At 65.8% G+C, this 17,585-nt stretch carries 19 protein-coding genes, 1 tRNA gene and 1 pseudogene; 20 read left to right on the top strand and 1 reads right to left on the bottom strand.

Features of this window, described 5'->3' with window-relative positions:
• Positions 1-73: 73 nt before the first annotated feature.
• From EPB08_RS18080 to EPB08_RS17985, 20 genes and pseudogenes are all read left to right on the top strand, one after another.
• Positions 74-598 (top strand): MarR family winged helix-turn-helix transcriptional regulator, encoded by a 525-nt coding sequence (locus tag EPB08_RS18080; protein WP_130620486.1) that lies wholly within the window; start codon positions 74-76, stop codon positions 596-598.
• Positions 595-2,100, top strand: a complete 1,506-nt coding sequence (locus EPB08_RS18075) for an efflux transporter outer membrane subunit (RefSeq protein ID WP_130620485.1) — start codon at positions 595-597, stop codon at positions 2,098-2,100. The genes EPB08_RS18080 and EPB08_RS18075 overlap by 4 nt, the downstream gene beginning before the upstream one ends.
• Positions 2,087-3,289, top strand: coding sequence for an HlyD/EmrA/EmrK family protein (locus tag EPB08_RS18070; protein WP_130620484.1), 1,203 nt, complete (start codon positions 2,087-2,089; stop codon positions 3,287-3,289). The genes EPB08_RS18075 and EPB08_RS18070 overlap by 14 nt, the downstream gene beginning before the upstream one ends.
• Before the next feature lie 18 nt (positions 3,290-3,307).
• A complete protein-coding gene (locus EPB08_RS18065) occupies positions 3,308-4,870 on the top strand; it encodes a DHA2 family efflux MFS transporter permease subunit (protein ID WP_130620483.1) in 1,563 nt (520 codons plus the stop codon).
• Positions 4,871-4,958: 88 nt separating this feature from the next.
• Positions 4,959-5,439 (top strand): annotated as a pseudogene (phaR, locus tag EPB08_RS18060) (polyhydroxyalkanoate synthesis repressor PhaR).
• 93 nt (positions 5,440-5,532) lie between these two features.
• The gene (phbB, locus tag EPB08_RS18055; protein WP_130620481.1) at positions 5,533-6,294 is read left to right on the top strand and encodes an acetoacetyl-CoA reductase; all 762 of its coding nucleotides are present in this window, start codon (positions 5,533-5,535) and stop codon (positions 6,292-6,294) included.
• Between the two features lie 150 nt (positions 6,295-6,444).
• Positions 6,445-7,842: an FAD-dependent oxidoreductase gene (locus EPB08_RS18050; RefSeq protein WP_130620480.1), complete on the top strand. Its 1,398-nt coding sequence runs from the start codon at positions 6,445-6,447 to the stop codon at positions 7,840-7,842.
• Positions 7,835-8,245 carry a DUF3293 domain-containing protein gene (locus EPB08_RS18045; protein ID WP_130620479.1) on the top strand — a complete coding sequence of 137 codons (411 nt, stop codon included), beginning with the start codon at positions 7,835-7,837 and terminating at the stop codon, positions 8,243-8,245. Before EPB08_RS18050 ends, EPB08_RS18045 begins: the two co-directional genes overlap by 8 nt.
• 83 nt (positions 8,246-8,328) lie before the next feature.
• Positions 8,329-8,967 carry a cytochrome c biogenesis heme-transporting ATPase CcmA gene (ccmA, locus tag EPB08_RS18040; protein ID WP_130620478.1) on the top strand — a complete coding sequence of 213 codons (639 nt, stop codon included), beginning with the start codon at positions 8,329-8,331 and terminating at the stop codon, positions 8,965-8,967.
• Positions 8,964-9,650 (top strand): heme exporter protein CcmB, encoded by a 687-nt coding sequence (ccmB, locus tag EPB08_RS18035; RefSeq protein ID WP_130620477.1) that lies wholly within the window; start codon positions 8,964-8,966, stop codon positions 9,648-9,650. The genes ccmA and ccmB overlap by 4 nt, the downstream gene beginning before the upstream one ends.
• A 4-nt stretch (positions 9,651-9,654) precedes the next feature.
• Positions 9,655-10,413: a heme ABC transporter permease gene (locus EPB08_RS18030; protein ID WP_130620476.1), complete on the top strand. Its 759-nt coding sequence runs from the start codon at positions 9,655-9,657 to the stop codon at positions 10,411-10,413.
• Positions 10,410-10,610: a heme exporter protein CcmD gene (gene ccmD / locus EPB08_RS18025; RefSeq protein ID WP_130620475.1), complete on the top strand. Its 201-nt coding sequence runs from the start codon at positions 10,410-10,412 to the stop codon at positions 10,608-10,610. The genes EPB08_RS18030 and ccmD overlap by 4 nt, the downstream gene beginning before the upstream one ends.
• A gap of 19 nt (positions 10,611-10,629) precedes the next feature.
• On the top strand, positions 10,630-11,097 hold the full coding sequence (ccmE, locus tag EPB08_RS18020) for a cytochrome c maturation protein CcmE (RefSeq protein WP_130620474.1): 468 nt from the start codon (positions 10,630-10,632) through the stop codon (positions 11,095-11,097).
• A complete protein-coding gene (locus EPB08_RS18015) occupies positions 11,094-13,067 on the top strand; it encodes a heme lyase CcmF/NrfE family subunit (protein WP_130620473.1) in 1,974 nt (657 codons plus the stop codon). Before ccmE ends, EPB08_RS18015 begins: the two co-directional genes overlap by 4 nt.
• A complete protein-coding gene (locus EPB08_RS18010; RefSeq protein WP_130620472.1) occupies positions 13,064-13,609 on the top strand; it encodes a DsbE family thiol:disulfide interchange protein in 546 nt (181 codons plus the stop codon). Before EPB08_RS18015 ends, EPB08_RS18010 begins: the two co-directional genes overlap by 4 nt.
• A 29-nt stretch (positions 13,610-13,638) precedes the next feature.
• Positions 13,639-14,124, top strand: coding sequence for a cytochrome c-type biogenesis protein (locus EPB08_RS18005; RefSeq protein ID WP_229238401.1), 486 nt, complete (start codon positions 13,639-13,641; stop codon positions 14,122-14,124).
• The gene (locus EPB08_RS18000) at positions 14,121-15,176 is read left to right on the top strand and encodes a tetratricopeptide repeat protein (protein ID WP_130620471.1); all 1,056 of its coding nucleotides are present in this window, start codon (positions 14,121-14,123) and stop codon (positions 15,174-15,176) included. The genes EPB08_RS18005 and EPB08_RS18000 overlap by 4 nt, the downstream gene beginning before the upstream one ends.
• The gene (metX, locus tag EPB08_RS17995; RefSeq protein WP_130620470.1) at positions 15,176-16,276 is read left to right on the top strand and encodes a homoserine O-acetyltransferase MetX; all 1,101 of its coding nucleotides are present in this window, start codon (positions 15,176-15,178) and stop codon (positions 16,274-16,276) included. The genes EPB08_RS18000 and metX overlap by 1 nt, the downstream gene beginning before the upstream one ends.
• A 67-nt stretch (positions 16,277-16,343) precedes the next feature.
• A complete protein-coding gene (locus EPB08_RS17990) occupies positions 16,344-16,922 on the top strand; it encodes a cysteine dioxygenase family protein (RefSeq protein WP_130620469.1) in 579 nt (192 codons plus the stop codon).
• 25 nt (positions 16,923-16,947) lie between these two features.
• Positions 16,948-17,033 (top strand) — tRNA-Leu (locus EPB08_RS17985).
• Between the two features lie 98 nt (positions 17,034-17,131).
• Here the strand turns inward: EPB08_RS17985 and EPB08_RS17980 are convergent.
• On the bottom strand, positions 17,132-17,461 hold the full coding sequence (locus tag EPB08_RS17980; protein ID WP_130620468.1) for a hypothetical protein: 330 nt from the start codon (positions 17,459-17,461) through the stop codon (positions 17,132-17,134).
• Positions 17,462-17,585 lie beyond the last annotated feature (124 nt).

Genomic DNA, 17,585 nt, shown 5'->3' with positions numbered 1-17,585 from the left:
TGACGCGGCACTTGTGATCTTCAGGCGTGAACGAGTACCGTTATATTTCACCAGTGAACTATTCCTTGATGAAATGAGCAATCTGCGCGAAGGGCTCAGCCGCATGGATGCCGGGATCGCCCGCGTGGGCGAGATGATCCCGGAAGCTCCGCAGCAGGAGGTCCGGTTGACCCGCCTGCTGTTGCTGGTGGGCGGCACCCTGCTCGGCGAAGTCGAGGCGTACCTCAAACCGCACGGCCTCAACGACAGCGACTTCCGCACCCTGATGGCTCTCTACAGCAGCCCGGATGGCGCGACGCCCAGCGAGTTGTGCGGGTTCGCGCAGCAAGGCGCCACCAACATGACGCGCATCGGCAACGCGCTGGTCAAGGCCGGGCTTGCCGCGCGCTCGCACAGCGCGGAAGACCGGCGTCGCATCCTGCTCAACATCACCCCGACCGGAAAGCGCCTGGTGCGGAAAATTCTTCCCCCGCTCTTTCCCAGGGTGCTCGGTGCCTACGCCTCATTGAGCGCTGGCGACAAGCGCACCCTCGAGCGCCTGCTGCGCCAGGTCGCGCTGAATATCGACTCTCTTCAATCTTCGGATCCCAGTCCATGACTTCACGTGTTCCGATTCGCCACGGCCTGGTTACGCGATCACTGCTCGCGTGCGCCGTGGCCATGGCCATCGCCAGCTGCTCGATCCCGGCGAAGCTGGGTCACCCGGCCATTCGCGATGACGTCCCGCTCGCGGGCCTCGATGCCGGCCATCGTGCTGGCTGGCCCGATGCCGAATGGTGGCGCCAGTACAACGATCCCCAGCTGGACACGCTTGTCGCGCTGGCGATGAAGGATTCGCCCGATCTTGAACAGGCGCGTTCCCGCGTCGCGTCTGCGCAGCAGTCCATTCGTGCCGCCACGGCGCAGTCTGGACTCAACGTGAGCGGCAGCGCGCAGGTCGAACGCCAGAAGCTGAGCGAGAACGGGCTGATCCCGCCGAAGTTCCTCGGCTTCACCTGGTACAACCAGGGCGACATCGGCGTGCAGGCGCAGTACGACTTCGACTGGTGGGGCAAGAAGCGCGCGACCATCGAATCGGCCGTGGACCAGGCCCATGCCGCCGAGGCGCAGCACAGCGCGGCGGCACTCGCCATCCAGAGTACGGTGGCCGACACGTATTTCGGCTGGCTCGCGGACGAGGCTCGCATCAACATCGCGCAACAGGGCGTGCAGATACAGGAGCAACTGCTGCGAATCGCGGAATTGCGCGTGCGCCAAGGCGTGGATCGCCCGGATACCGTGCAATCGGCCCAGGCCCAACTCGCCGGCACGCGGCAGATGCTGGTCGCGCTGCAGAGCTCGGCCAAGATTCGCCAGGCCGCGCTGGCCAGCCTCGTCGGCGTCGCGCCGGCACAACTGCCTTCGCTTGAGCCGCATGCCCTGCCCTCCGCCACCAGCGGGCTTCCCGACAACGTGGGCGTGGACCTTATGGCGCGCCGCCCCGATATCGCCGCCAGTCGCTGGCAGGTCGAGTCGGCCTTGCGGCAGACCGACGTGGCGCGCGCGGAGTTCTATCCTGACATCAGCATCAGCGCGATGGCGGGGCTCTCCAGCATCGACCTGGACAAGATGTTCAATGCCGGCAACCGTGTGTTCGCCCTGACGCCGGCGTTGCACCTGCCCATCTTCACCGGCGGCCTGCTCGAGGCGAACTACGGCGTGAGCAAGGCGCAGCTCGACGCAGCCGTCGCGCAGTACAACAGCACCGTGCTCAGCGCGGCACGCGACGTCGCCACGCAAAGCCTCACCGCGCAGCAGATCGAAGGTCGCCGCAAGGAGCAGGCGCACGAGATTGCCGCCAATCAAACACTGCTGGCCAACGCGCAGTCGCGCGTGCACCGTGGTGTGAGCGACGTGCGCGAAGCCCTCGCCGCAAGGGGACAGCTGCTGCAGCAACAGGATGACGACGTCAGCCTGCAGGCGCAGGCCCTGTCCACCGACATCTCGCTGATCAAGGCGCTGGGCGGCGGCTATCGCGCCGTGACGCCGGAACAGGCCGCCAGCGACACCTCATCTTCCGCATCGAACCCTTCCGGAGACGCCACCCATGAGCGCCACTGATTCCAACGCCAAACCGCAGGACAACGACAGCGGCATGGCCGCGAAGGATCCGGCCAAGCGCCGCCGCGCGCTGCTGATCGTCGCCACGGTGTTCATTCTTGCTGGCGTCGCATGGGTATTGCTGTGGATGTTCGTGTTCTCCACGCGCGAGAAGACCGACAACGCGTACGTGGGCGGCAACCAGGTGGCGATCTCCGCACAGGTGCCCGGCACCGTGATCGCCATCCTTGCCGACGACACGCAGCGCGTCGAAGCCGGCCAGGTGCTGGTGAAGCTCGACAACACTGATGCCGACGTGCGCCTGCAGCAAGCCAGCAGCGCGCTGGCACAGGCCGTGCGCCAGGTGCGCCAACAGACGGATTCGGCCACCAGCGCCGATGCCCAGGTGGCCAGGGCCAAGGTGGACCTGAAGAAGGCACAGGCAGACCTGGCCCGCCGCCAGCCGCTGATCGCCGAACAAGCGGAAGCGCCGGAAGTAGTGCAGCATCTGCGCGACGGCGTCGACCAGGCCCAGGCCGCGCTTGGCGCGGCGCAGGCGCAGGCACAGGCCGCGCATGCCGCCATCGAAGGCACGGTGGTCGCCAACAATCCCGCGGTGGAACAGGCGCGCGCGAATTTCCACGCCGCGTGGATCGCCGCGCAGCGCAACAGCATCTACGCGCCGGTGACGGGTTACGTCGCCCAGCGCAGCGTGCAGCTCGGCAACAGCGTGCAGCCGGGCCAGCAGCTGATGAGCGTGGTGCCGCTGCATGACCTGTGGGTGGACGCGAACTTCAAGGAAAACCAGCTGCGCCACATCCGCGTGGGCCAGCCGGCGACGATCGAATCCGACGTCTACGGCGGCAGCGTGGAATTCCACGGCAAGGTGATTGGCCTGGGCGCCGGCACCGGCAGCGTGTTCTCGCTGCTGCCCGCGCAGAACGCCACCGGCAACTGGATCAAGGTGATCCAGCGCGTACCGGTGCGCATCGCGCTGGACGACAAGGAGCTCGACCAGCATCCGCTGCGCGTGGGCCTGTCCACCGAAGTGACCGTGGACATCACCAACGACAAGGGCGCAATGATGGCGCCCCAGGGCAGCGGCCAGCCGATCGCGCAGACCGACGTCTACGAGCAGATGGCCACCAAGGCGGATGCGGAGGCCGAGAAGATCATCAAGGCCAACGTTCGCCAGGGCGACGCGAACTGACACGACGGACACGCCGACATGGCCGACCAATCGAACGACCAGAAGACCGCCGAGGGCTTGCCGCCCTTGCACGGCACCGCGCTGGTCCTTTTGACCATCGCAGTCGCGTTCAGCACCTTCATGGAGGTGCTGGACATGACCATCGTGAACGTCGCGGTGCCGCATATCGCCGGCAGCCTCGGCGTGAGTGCGAGTGAAGGCACCTGGACCATCAGCTCCTACTCGCTGGCCAGCGCGATCATGCAGCCGCTCACCGGCTGGATCGCGCGACGCTTCGGCGAAGTGAAGACCTTCGTCTTCTCGGTATTCCTCTTCGTCGTGTTCTCGATGATGTGCGGCCTGGCCACGTCGATGCCGATGCTGGTGGTCGCGCGCCTGATGCAGGGTGCCGGTTCCGGCCCGATGGTGGCGCTGTCGCTGACCCTGCTGCTGGCCAGCTATCCCAAGGCCAAGCAGGGCATCGCGCTGGCGCTATGGGCGATGACCGTGGTGGTGGCGCCGATCTTCGGCCCGATCCTGGGCGGCTACCTCACCGACAACTTCTCCTGGCCGTGGATCTTCTACATCAACCTGCCCGTCGGCATTGCGGCCGGCGTCATTACCTGGTCGCTGCTGCGCAAGCGTGAGACCAAGACCTTCCAGTCGCCCATCGACGTCATCGGACTGGTGCTGCTGGTGGCGGGCGTCGGCTGCCTGCAGTTCATGCTGGACAACGGCAACGACCATGACTGGTTCTCCTCGCCGATGATCACCACGCTGGGCCTGACCGCGCTGGTCTGCCTGGTCTTCCTGGTGGTGTGGGAGCTGCACGCCAAGCATCCGGTGATCGACCTCAGCCTGTTCCGCCAGCGGAACTTCACCGTGGGCGTGACAGCGCTGTCGCTGGGGATGTTCGCCTTCTTCGGCATCAACGTGGTGTTCCCGCTGTGGCTGCAGACGACGCTGGGCTACACCGCCACCTGGGCGGGCCTGGCCACGGCGCCGGTGGGCATCCTCGCCTTCCTGCTGTCCCCGGTGCTGGGACGCAACATGGACCGGCTGGAGCTGCGCGCCGTAGTGACGTTCTCCTTCGTCATGTTCGCGGCCACCTCGTACTGGTTCTCCACCTTCGACAGCTCCGCGTCGTTCAGTTCGCTGGTGCTGCCCCGCTTCGTGATGGGCATTGCCATTCCCTGCTTCTTCATCCCGCTCAACCAGATCTACCTCGCCGGGCTGCCGGCCGATCAGATCGCCAGTGCCTCCGGTCTCGCCAACTTCTTCCGCACCCTGGGCTCCAGCGTCTCAACTGCCGTGACCGTCACCCTGTGGCAGCACCGCGGCATCCTGCACCACGCCACGCTGACGGAATACGTGGCGCCCTCCAATCCGGCGGCCACGCAGGTTTTGCAGGGGTTGCGCCACGGCGGCTTCGGCCAGACCCAGGCCCTGGGCATCGCTGACCAGCTGGTGAGCCGGGAGGCCCTGACCCTGGCCGTGAACGACATCTTCTGGATGTGCACGATCCTGTTCGTGCTGCTGATCCCCGTGCTCTGGTTCGCCAAGCCCCCGTTCGGCGCCGCGGGTGGCGCGGTAGGTCACTGATATTTAACGAATGCTGCACTCGCCGGTGCAGCATGACTTTCGTAAGGGATGACTGGTGCGGCGCAATACCTTCTGCTAGTTTGTGTGCATGGCACAAACGATCCGCACCATACAAGAAGTATCCGAACCGTCGGCTCTACGACACGGAAATCTCCAGCTACATCACGCTGGAAGAGGTCCGTCAGTTGGTATTGGACGGCGAAACTTTCGAGGTCCGCGACGCCAAGAGCGGCGAGGATCTGACTCGCTCGGTGCTCCTGCAGATCATCTCCGAGCATGAGGAGAAGGGGCAGCCGATGCTGTCGCCCCAACTGCTCAGCCAGATCATCCGTTTCTACGGTGATTCGTTGCAGGGCTTCATGGGGCCTTACCTGGAACGCAGCCTGCAGGTCTTCCTCGACCAGCAGCAGCAGTTCCGCACCCAGCTCAACAGCCTGCTGGGCCAGACGCCCTGGTCGATGCTCAACGACCTGACCGAGCGCAACATGGAAGCCTGGCGCAACATGCAGAGCGGCCTGCTCAATACCGCAAACCAGGGTCAGCCGCCTCGCGGCAACAAGAAGCCCTGAACCTACGGCCGGCAACTTAAGCCGGCCGTTCCGTTTTAGACGCCGCTGCAGCACAACACGTGCTGCTCTGCGGCATGTGCACGAGTCCTTCACATGAGCTCTTCCGCCCGCATCCCGCGCGTTGCCCTCGTGACCGGAGGCATCGGCGGTCTCGGTACCGAGATCTGTCGCCAGCTGGCGGAGTCCGGCCGTCAAGTTATTGCGGTGGATCTGCCCGCACGCGCGGAACGGCTGCATGCCTTCCAGCGTGAACTCGCCGATCTCGATGGCGCAGTGAAGTTCGAGCCCGCGGATGTGAGCCAGTTCGACAGCTGCGCCGCACTTGTGGAGCGCGTGCAGCAACAGCATGGCAGCGTGGACATCCTGGTCAACGCCGCCGGCATCACGCGAGATACCAGCCTGCGCAAGATGACTCCGCAGCAGTGGCATGAGCTGATGCGGGTGAACCTCGACGGCGTGTTCAACATGTGCCGCAACGTGGTCGAAGGCATGAGCGAGCGAGGCTTCGGCCGCATCGTGAACCTGAGCTCGGTAAACGGTCAGACCGGCCAGTTCGGCCAGACCAACTACTCGGCCGCCAAGGCCGGCGTGCACGGCTTCGGCATGGCGCTGGCGCGCGAGACAGCCCGCAAGGGCATCACCGTGAACACCGTTTCCCCTGGCTACTGCGACACGGCGCTGGTGGCTGCCGTACCTGAAGACATCCGTGCGCAGATCATCTCGGACATTCCGGTGGGCCGCCTGGGCTCGCCCGGCGACATCGCGCGTGCCGTGGCCTTTCTGACGGCCGACGACGCCGGCTACATCACGGGCGCGAACCTGCCGGTCAACGGCGGGTACTTCATGAGCTTCTGAGGCCGTCCCGGTCGACAGCACCGCTCGAAAAGCCGGGCCCGAAAGGTGTTGCGCACCGCCCATGGCTGCCGCCGGATGACCGCTTCGCCTGCATGATGGCAACCCGCTACTCTTGGCGCCCTACGCGTTGACCACTTTCAGCGGAGCCCCATGGCGCAGCAAATCACCCTTATCGGCGGCGGTCTCGTTGGTGCACTGCTGGCCCAACAACTCGCGGGACGTGGTTTCAAGGTCGACGTATTCGAGAAGCGCCCGGATCCGCGCATCGCCGGTTTCGTAGGCGGCCGCTCGATCAACCTCGCGCTGGCCGAACGTGGCTTGCACGCCCTGCGCCAGGCCGGCCTCGCCGACGACGTACTGCAGCGCGCGGTGATGATGCGCGGCCGCATGGTGCACACGCGCGATGGCCGCTCGGGGCTCCAGCGCTACGGCGTCGACGACAGCGAAGTGATCTGGTCCGTCTCGCGCGGCGCACTCAACATGCTGTTGCTGGATGCCGCCGAAGCGGCCGGTGTGCGTTTCCATTTCGGACAATCGCTGGTCGATGCTGACTTCGATGCCGGACGCATCTGCCTTGCCGATGAAGCGGGAGTCACGCGCGAAATCGACGCCCCGGTGGTGATCGGTGCCGACGGCGCAGGCTCGGCCCTGCGCGCGGCGATGAACCAGCACTCTCCGCTGGGCGAGCGCGTCGAAGCATTGGGACACGCCTACAAGGAACTCGAAATCCCTCCGGCTGGCACCCTGCCTGCCGACCTGGTCGACCGCAGCGGCGGCCACGACCAGTTCGCGCTGGAGCCGCATGCCCTGCATATCTGGCCGCGCGGCGGCTATATGTGCATTGCCCTGCCGAACACCGAGGGCAGCTTCACCGTCACGCTGTTCCTGCCTGCGCAGGGTGCGCACCCCAGCTTCGCGACACTGCCCGACGCCCAGGCCGCCCGTGCGTTCTTCGAGCACGATTTCCCGGACGTGCTCCCGCTCGTTCCCGATTTCGCCAACGACTACGACAGTCACCCGGTCGGCACGCTGTCCACCCTGTACCTGCAGCGATGGCACCTCGGTGGCCGGGCCCTGCTGGTCGGCGACGCCGCGCATGCCATCGTGCCGTTCCACGGCCAGGGCATGAATTGCGGCTTCGAGGACACCGTGGTGCTGGCCTCGCTGATGGCCGAGGCGCCGGGCGACACCGCCGAGGTGTTCGCCGAATTCCAGCGCATCCGCCAGCCCAACAGCGACGCGATCGCTGCCATGGCGCTGGAGAACTATGTGGAAATGCGCGACTCGGTGGCGGACCCGCACTACCTGGCCAAGCGCGAGCTGGGCGCCCTGCTGGCCGAGCGCGTGCCGCAGCACTTCATGGCGCGCTACCGCATGGTCACCTTCACCCACCTGCCCTATGCGTACGCCTATGAGCGTGGGCGTGCCCAGGACGTGCTGCTGGAACAGCTGCTGCGCGGCTCGACGCAGGCGAGCTCGGTCGACCTGGGCGCGGCCGCAGCCACGCTGCAGGCTACCTTGCCGCCACTGCCCGACCTGCATGGATGAGGCGCTGATTGCCGCCTACCGGGGCACCGATTACCGGGTGCGTCTCGCTGGCGGCGGGTACGCAAGCATCCGCATCGGTCAACCGCTGCCTGCATCGCTCGCGCCATGGGTGAATGAGTACCCCTGGGGATTCATCACGGCTTGGAACCCGCGCTCGCAGCCGCTCTCGCGGGCGCATAACCGTCAGGCCCAACGGCTACTGCTGCGCGCGCTCCGCGAGTCGCCGGCCACTCGTCAGATCGCAGCAGGCGTTGGCATCGGTTCCAACGGCTGGAAAGAGCGCAGCCTGTTCGTAGTGGGTCCCGAGGCGGGTCCGCTGGACGCGCTGGCCCGCCGCTTCGGCCAGCATGGCTACGTCTACGGCCGAGGCAACGGAACGGCACAACTGCGATTGCCGCCCTGACCGGATGCACCCACCCCTTCCGAGTCGCTTGGCGGCAGCACGCCGCATGGACAACCCTGTCAGCGTTTGCGGACAATCGCGCGATGACTAACCTGTCTGCCACCACCCCGATCCTGCTGGAAGCACGGGGCCTCGCCTTCTACCGCCAGGACGAACCCGTGTTCGGCCCCCTGGATTTCAGCGTGCGCGAAGGCGAAGTGGCCCTGGTCGAGGGCGACAACGGCAGCGGCAAGACCACCTTGCTGCGCATCCTGGCCGGCCTGCTGCATCTGGACGAAGGTGAGCTGAGCTGGCGCGGCCGCCCCTGGCGGCGCATCGAGCACCTGGGCGACACCTTGTTCCTGGGTCATCACCTGGGTCTCAAGGGCGATCTCAGCGCCCGCGAGAACCTCGCCGTCGCTGCCGGTACCTACGGCATGCGCGACGGCCGGGACGTGGCGAGCGCGCTGTCCAGCATCGGGCTGGCGGGCTACGAAGACGAACCCGTGCGACGCCTGTCCGCCGGCCAGAAGAAACGTGCCGCCCTTGCTCGACTGCTGTTGCTGCCTGCCACGCTGTGGCTGCTGGACGAGCCCTACGCCAATCTCGACCGCACCGGCATCGAGCTGGTGAACCGCCTGCTGGCCGAGCATTCTGCCGAAGGCGGCGCCGCGCTGGTGACCAGCCATGGCGCGGTGAGCTTTCTGGGCGGCGAACCGACACGGGTACGCATGCACGCATGAGTCACGCGACGCTTGCCTCCGCCTGCGCCGCCACGTTGCGCCGCGACCTCACCCTGGCCTGGCGCCGCCGTGGCGACATCACCATGCCGGTGCTCTATGCACTGATCGTGGTCACCCTGTTTCCGTTCGCGCTGGGTCCTGAAGACGCACTGTTGCAGCGCATTGCCGGCGGCGTGGTGTTGCTGACCATGCTGCTGGCCATGCTGCTTGCGCTGGACGCGATGTTCCGCAGCGATATCGAGGACGGTTCGCTGGAGCAGTTGATGCTCTCGCCGCAACCGCTGGCGATGATGCTGGCCATGAAGATCCTGGCGCACTGGATCACCACTGCGCTGCCGCTGATCGTGGTCGCACCGCTGCTGGCCGGCATGCTGCACCTGCCGGCGCCGGTGATGCCGGTGCTGGTCTACGCGTTGCTGCTCGCCACGCCGCTGCTCAGCCTGCTGGGCGCGGTATTGGTGGCGCTGACGGCCGGCAGCCGGCGCTCTGGTATGCTGCTGGCCTTGATGCTGCTGCCGCTTTGCGTGCCAGTGGTGATCTTCGCCGCCGGCGCCGTCGCCGCGGCACAACAGGGGCTGCCGTGGCTCGCTCCCATCGCCTGGCTGGGGGCCGCGCTGGTCATGGCCCTGGTGCTGGCGCCGCTCGCCTGCGCCGCCGCCCTTCGGATAGCTCTGGACGCATAAGACGATGGCCAACTGGATCCCGCTCTGGGTTCACAAGCTCAGCTCGCCGCCGAACTTCTACCGTTTCGCTGGAGTGCTACGTCCCTGGGCGCTGGCCCTGGCGCTGCTGCTCGGTGCCGTGGCGCTGTATGGCGGACTGGTCCTCGCTCCCGCCGATTACCAGCAGGGTGATGCCTACCGCATCATTTTCATTCACGTGCCCAGTGCCTGGATGAGCCTTTTCATCTACGGCGTGATGGCCGTGGCGGCGTTCATCTCGCTGGTGTGGCGTATCAAGCTGGCTGAGGTGGTCGCGATGGAATCGGCGCCGATCGGCGCGGCTTTCACCTTCATCACCCTGGTCACCGGCTCCCTGTGGGGCAAGCCGATGTGGGGCACCTGGTGGACCTGGGACGCGCGGCTGACTTCCGAGCTGGTGCTGCTGTTCCTGTATCTCGGCGTGATCGGCCTGTATCACTCCTTCGAAGATCGCCGCCAGGGTGCACGTGCCGCAGCCTTCCTCGCCATCATCGGCATCATCAACGTGCCGATCGTGCATTTCTCGGTGAACTGGTGGAACACGCTGCACCAGGGTTCCACCGTACGCATCCTCGGTCCGTCCAAGATGAGCGGCGACATGCTGTGGCCCCTGCTTACCATGATGGCCGCTACCAAGTTCTATTACATCGCCAGCCTGTTCGGCCGCGTGCGCACCGACCTGCTGTCGCTGGAAAGCGGCAAGGATTGGGTGCGACAGATTGCAGAGAAGGAGGGCCTGCGATGACGCCGTTCTCGTGGGACCACTTCCTCGCCATGGGCGGTTATGCCGCCTATGTGTGGCCTTCATTCGCACTGTTCTTCATCGTGCTGACCGCCGACTACCTCAGCCCCAGCTTCCGCCGTCGCCGCCAGCTGCGCGAACTGCGCGGCCGCTTGGCGCGGCAGGCTGCACGGCAGCAACGCAACCCTTCAGTGCCATGACCGGCACCTACAGAGTCTTATGAATCCCACCCGCAAGCGCAGGCTCATCATTGTTCTCCTCGTGGTCGCAGCAGCCGTGGTCGCGGTCGGACTGACCGTCTTCGCGCTGCAGCAGAACATGAATTACCTGTTCACCCCCAGCCAGGTGCAGACCGGCGAGGCCCGCAGCTACAAGTCGTTCCGCCTCGGCGGCATGGTGAAGGCCGGCTCGATCCAGCGCAGCAGCGATTCGCTGAAGGTCACTTTCACCGTGGTCGATGCGAGCGGTTCGATGCCGGTGGAATACACCGGCATCCTTCCCGACCTGTTCCGCGACAACCAGTCGGTGATCGCGACGGGTCACATGGACAACGCGCGCTTCATCGCGACCGAAGTGCTCGCCAAGCATGACGAAACCTACATGCCCAAGGAGTTGAAGGACGCCATGGCCAAGGCGCACGAGGGCAAACAGGTCAACGAGGCCGCCGGCCAGGACAAACCGCAATGACTCCGGAGCTCGGGCAACTCGCCCTGATCCTCGCCCTGCTGCTGGCGTTCGCGCAGGGTGTGTTGCCGCTGGTCGGCGCGTGGCGCAACAACCGCGCGCTGATGGCCGTGGCGCGTACCGCCGCGACGGGCCAGGCGGTGTTCGTCACCATGGCCTTCCTGTTGCTGGTGTGGGCATTCCTGCAGTTCGATTTCTCGGTGCAATACGTCGCCGACAACTCCAATCTCGCGCTGCCCTGGTACTACCGCGTCGCGGCGGTGTGGGGCGCGCACGAGGGTTCGCTGCTGCTGTGGATCTTCATCCTCAACCTGTGGACGCTGGCATTGGCCGTCTTGAGCCGTCGCCTGCCCGAGGTGTTCATCGCGCGCGTACTCGGCGTGCTCGGCCTGGTATCGGTGGGCTTCCTCGCCTTCATCATCTTCACCTCCAATCCGTTCATGCGCCTGTTGCCGATGCCGCCCGATGGCGGCGATCTCAACCCGGTGCTGCAGGACCCGGGCATGACCTTCCACCCGCCCGTGCTCTACATGGGCTACGTGGGTTTCTCGGTGGCGTTCGCGTTCTCCATCGCCGCGCTGCTGGGCGGTGAGCTGGAGCAGGCCTGGGTGCGCTGGGCGCGCCCCTGGACCAACGTGGCCTGGGGCTTCCTCTCCGCGGGCATCGTCGCCGGCAGCTGGTGGGCGTATGCCGAGTTGGGCTGGGGCGGCTGGTGGTTCTGGGATCCGGTGGAGAATGCCAGCTTCATGCCGTGGCTGGTGGGCGCGGCGCTGGTCCATGCGCAGGCCGTGACGGAAAAGCGTGGCGGTCTGCGCGCGTGGACCATCCTGCTGTCGATCTTCGCCTTCTCGCTGTCGCTGCTGGGCACGTTCCTGGTGCGCTCGGGCGTGCTCACCTCGGTGCATGCGTTCGCCTCCGATCCGAAGCGCGGCCTGTTCATCCTGTGCTTCCTCGCCGTGGTGGTCGGTGGCTCGCTGCTGCTCTATGCGCTGCGCGCGCCCAAGGTCGCCGGTGGCAAGCCGTTCAACGTGGTATCGCGCGAGACGGCGATCCTCATCGGCAACCTGATGCTGACGGTGGCTGCCGCGATGGTGCTGCTGGGCACGCTGTTCCCGCTGCTCGGCGATGCGCTGAACCTCGGCAAGATCTCGGTCGGCCCGCCCTACTTCGGCTTCCTGTTCACCCTGCTGATGATTCCGGTGGTGGTGCTGTTGCCGTTCGGCCCTTACCTGCGCTGGGGCAAGAGCGATACGCCGATCCTCAAGCGTGTTATGTGGCGTGCCGGTCTCGCCACGGTGGCTTGCGCGATCGTCGCTGCCTTCATCACCGACGGCGAAGGCAAGGCGATTGCCGGCACGGCCGCCGCGGTGTGGTGCGGCTTCGGCACCCTGCTGTATGTGTTCAAGCGCTGGCGCGAAATGCCGGCAGGCCGCCGCTATCCGGCCGAGATGGCTGGCATGCTGCTGGCGCATTTCGGCGTCGGCGTGTTCCTCGCCGGCGTGCTGCTCACCAATGCGCTGAGTGTCGAGCGCGACGTACGCATGAGCCCGGGCGAGACCTCCACCATTGGTGGCTACGATTTCCGCTTCGACGGCGTGCAGCACACCACCGGCCCCAACTGGCAGGGCGACCAGGGCACGGTGACGGTGATGCGCTCGGGTCGCGAGATCGCCGTGATGCATCCGCAGAAGCGCACCTACACGCGCGGCCAGGTGCAGACGGAATCGGCCATCAACCCCGGCCTGTTCCGCGACCTGTACGTGGCGCTGGGCGAGCCGATGGATCGCACGCAGCCCGAAGGCGCGTGGGCACTGCGTCTCTACGACAAGCCCTTCGTTCGCTGGATCTGGGCCGGTGGCCTGTTCATGATGCTCGGCGGCTTCTTCGCCGCCGCGGATCGCCGCTTCCGTACCAAGCGCGTCGCTGAAACCGAAACCGTCCCGGCCTCGGCCCTGCAGGAGTCGCGCGCATGAGCCGCCTCGTGCCGTTCTTCGGTTTCCTGCTGCTGGTGGCGTTGTTCGGCTTCGGCATCTGGTGGAACGCCCAGCACGACCAGCGCGAAGTACCGTCGCCGCTGATCAACAAGCCGGCCCCCGCCTTCGTGCTGCCGAAGCTGGATGATCCGTCCCAGACGGTCAGCCGCGACAACCTGATGGGCAAGCCTTATCTCATCAACGTGTTCGCCAGCTGGTGCATCGCCTGCGGCGAGGAGCACCCGGTGCTGATGACGCAGGGCAAGTCCATCGGCGTGCCCATCGTCGGCTACAACTACAAGGATGCGCCGGAAGACGCCAAGGCGTGGCTGGCGAAGCATGGCAATCCGTATGACATGGTCATCGTCGACCAGGAAGGTCGCACGGCGATCGACTTCGGCGTGTATGGCGCTCCCGAGAGTTTCCTCGTCGATGGCAAAGGCGTGATCCGCTACAAGCGCATCGGCCCTCTGACGCCCGAAGCCATCGAGAAGGAACTGAAGCCCGCGATCGCGGCACTGGCGAAGGAGCCTGCCCCGTGAGCAAACCTGCTTTTGTAGGAGCGCACCCAGTGCGCGAAAAGCCTACGCAGCGGCGACTCCGTAATCGCGCACTGGGTGCGCTCCTGCAGTTGGGGCTGCTGCTGTTCGCGAGCACGTCGCTGGCCCAGGCCATCGACCCCCTCCCGTTCAAGGACCATGCCCAGGAAGTCCGCTTCCAGGCGCTCACGCGCGAGCTGCGCTGCCTGGTCTGCCAGAACGAAAACCTTGCCGACTCCAACGCGGATCTCGCGCGCGATCTGCGCCACGAAGTGTTCGACCTGATGCAACAAGGCAAGAGCGACGACGAGATCAAGCAATACCTCGTCGATCGCTACTCCGATTTCGTGCTGTACGACCCGCCGGTGAAGTCCAGCACGGTGCTGCTGTGGTTCGGCCCGCTGGCGATCCTGCTGGCCGGCGCCGTGGTGGTGGTGGTGACGATACGTCGCCGTGGCCGCGCTGCGCCGGTCGCAGTCACGGACGACAAGCCGAACGACGAAGGGGACGATTGGTGAAGCTGGCTTTTTTCCTGATCGCCGCAGCGATGATCGCCGCGGCGCTGTTGCTGCTGCTTTGGCCCCTGATGCGCCATGGCCGCCAGCATGGTCGCTCCCGCCGGGTCTTTGCGCTCGCTTTGGCGTTGGCCTTCGTCCTGCCGATCGCAGCCATCGGGCTGTATCTCGCGGTGGGCACGCCGGTCGCGCTCAATGGCGTGCAGCAGCAACCCAAGAGCATGAATATCGATCAGGCCGTCGCCGAGCTGAAGGATCACCTCGCGCAGCAGCCGGACGATCTGCAGGGCTGGATGCTGCTGGCGCAGACCTACAGCGTGATGCACCGCGCCAGCGAAGCGCGTGATGCCTACGACCAGGTGCTGCACCTCGACGCCAACAACAGTGCCGCCATGGTCGGCTGGGCCGAAGCCGACTCGCTGCAACGCGAAGACCATCGCATCGAGGGGCGCGCCGTCGAGCTGTTGGAGCGCGCGGTGAAGCTGGACCCGCAAAGCCAACGCGGACTTTGGCTGCTGGGCATCAGCCAGTTCCAGCGCGACCACTACGCCGAAGCGGCCGCCACCTGGCGTCAGCTGCAGCCCCAACTTGATCCCGGCTCCAGCGTGGCCAAAGCCGTCACCGAGCAGATTGCCGTGGCCGACGCACGTGCAGGCAATGGCGGCAAGACTGCCCCGGAAGCACCCGCCGCTGCAGCCGACGAAGCACAAGGCCCCGCGCTGCAGGTGCAGGTGAGCCTGTCGCCGACCCTCAAGGACAAGCTGAGCCCTGGCGACACGCTGTTCGTCTATGCCCGGGCCGAGCAAGGACCGCCCATGCCGCTGGCCGTGGCGAAGCTGGATGCCGCAGCGCTGCCTGCCACGGTGACGCTCACCGATGCGATGGGCATGACGCCCCAGTTCAAACTATCCTCGGCATCGCGCGTGTTCGTCGGTGCCCGTATCAGCAAGCACGGGCAGGCCATGCCGCAGGCGGGCGACCTCGAAGGCGACGCCGGCGTGGTCGACGTCACTACGCGCAACCCGATCAGGATCACCATCGACAAGGTTCATTGATGAACGACGCGCGCCGTTACTTTGCCCTGCCCTCGCCATTCGCGATGAAGCGCGGCGGCGAACTCCACGGCGCGCGCGTCGCCTATGAAGCCTGGGGCGAGTTGAGCCCGGCGCGCGACAACGCCGTACTGATCCTCACCGGCCTCTCGCCCAGCGCCCACGCCACCTCCAACGCCGAAGACCCCTCGCCCGGCTGGTGGGAGGCGATGATCGGTCCCGGCAAGGCCATCGATACCTCACGCTGGTACGTCATCTGCGTCAACTCGCTGGGCAGCGACAAAGGCTCTACCTGCGCCGCTTCGATCAACCCGGCCACGGGCGAAGCCTACCGCCTCGACTTCCCCGAGCTGTCGCTGGAAGACGTCGCCAATGCGGCGCACGCCGCCGTCACCAGCCTGGGCATCGACCAGTTGGCCTGCCTCATCGGCTGCTCGATGGGCGGCATGAGCGCGCTGGCCTACATGGTGTTGCACCCGGGCAGCGTGCGCGCGCATATCAGCGTGGATACGGCGCCCCAGGCGCAGCCGTTCGCCATCGCCATCCGCTCGCTGCAACGCGAGGCCATCCGCCTCGATCCCGATTGGGACAACGGCCGCTACGACCACGCACACTACCCCGAAGCGGGCATGAGCATCGCGCGCAAGCTGGGCGTGATCACCTACCGCTCGGCCATGGAGTGGAATGGCCGCTTCGCGCGCATCCGTCTCGATCCCGAGCAGCGTGACGACAACCCGTTCGGCATGGAATTCGAAGTCGAGTCGTACCTGGAAGGCCATGCACAACGCTTCGTGCATACCTTCGATCCCAACAGCTATCTCTACCTCTCGCGCGCCAGTGACTGGTTCGATATCGCCGAGTACGGCAATGGCAGCGTGATGGAAGGCCTCAAGCGCATCCGTATCGAGCAGGCGATGGTGATCGGCGTCAGCACGGACATCCTGTTCCCGCTGGAGCAGCAAGAGCAGATCGCCGATGGCCTGCGCGCCGCAGGCGCCGAGGTCGACTTCGTGGCCCTCAATTCGCCGCAGGGGCACGACGCCTTCCTGGTCGACATCCCCAACTACAGCCGCGCCATTGGCGGTTTCCTGGGGCGCCTCTGAGCGGGCGCCTGCGAGCACCTGCCGGCGCTGCTAAGATGGATGGGCAGCACCATCATCCGAGAACGACATGCTCACCCTGGATTTTCCTGGCTCCCGCCAACTAATCGACGCCATCGACGCCGCCGTCGCTGAGGATTCCACCCGCGCTGTTACCGACAGCCTGCGCAACAGCCTGTGCAAGCTCATTCGCGGCAAGGAAGTGAAGTTGCCCGACTGCGTGTTCGAGACCGCGGAAGGCCGCTACGCGCGCCGCGAGCTGTACCGCAGCGAAGAGCATGGCTATTGCGTGGTAGCGATGACCTGGGGCCCGGGCCAGGGCACGCCCATTCACGATCATTGCGGCATGTGGTGCGTGGAAGGTGTCTGGAGTGGCGCGCTCGAGGTGGTGCAGTACGAACGCCTGGCCGACGAAGATGGCCACTACCGCTTCCAGCCGGTAGGTTCCATCCAGGCAGGCCCCGGTTCCGCCGGCAGCCTGATCCCGCCGCACGAGTACCACACCATCCGCAACCCCAGCGATGATGCCGTGGCCGTCAGCCTCCACATCTATTCAGGCCAGATGACCCACTGCGCCGTGTTCCAGCCGCTCGGCCAGGACCACTACCAGCGCAGCGATCGTCAACTGGGTCTCGACCCGGTGCACTGAACCCGGCATAATGCCTCGCTGCAATGCCGGTGTGGCGGAATGGTAGACGCGGCGGACTCAAAATCCGCTTCTGGCGACAGAGTGTAGGTTCGAGTCCTATCACCGGTACCAAATAGCTCGATGAAAAAAGCCCGCTTCATGCGGGCTTTTTCATGCGTGCTCTGAATGCCCACCACGCTTCCTCAACGAGAGGAACGCGCAAGGCGCCATCAGTGGAGCGCGAATGATCGCCTTGCGGGAGCCACTGTCTCCCGCAAGGGAGCTTTCACTTGAAGTTCTTCGGCGATCATCGGCTCGAGACCATCGTCTCCCTGCAGCATTCTCGCGAATGTCGTGCCTTCGTCCTGACCGGCGCGCAAGGCGTCTGCTTCACGAGGAAAAGTGCGCGGCGTATCGCGCTGCACCAGCAACTCCCAGTCGAGATGATTGCCTGACGGGGAGCGCAGAAGTGTCCATGTAGCCGTCCATGAACTCGCGCCATCGCGAGGGACTTCAACGGACTCGACTTGCAGAAGATAGATACCGACGAGCATGGCCATGCGCGGACTCCATTTCCGGGCCTCGCCACGCGTGTCAGGGGGAAACTATGGTCGTGTGGGGACACGGCCATCAAGGGCGCGGAAGGCAATGACACCAGAAGCTTACGCATGACTTACAAGTCAC

The organism is Dyella amyloliquefaciens (assembly GCF_004296575.1).
GTDB lineage: Bacteria > Pseudomonadota > Gammaproteobacteria > Xanthomonadales > Rhodanobacteraceae > Dyella > Dyella amyloliquefaciens.
Note: the sequence above shows the minus strand (reverse complement) of the source record. Positions and strands in the feature narration are given on the sequence as shown.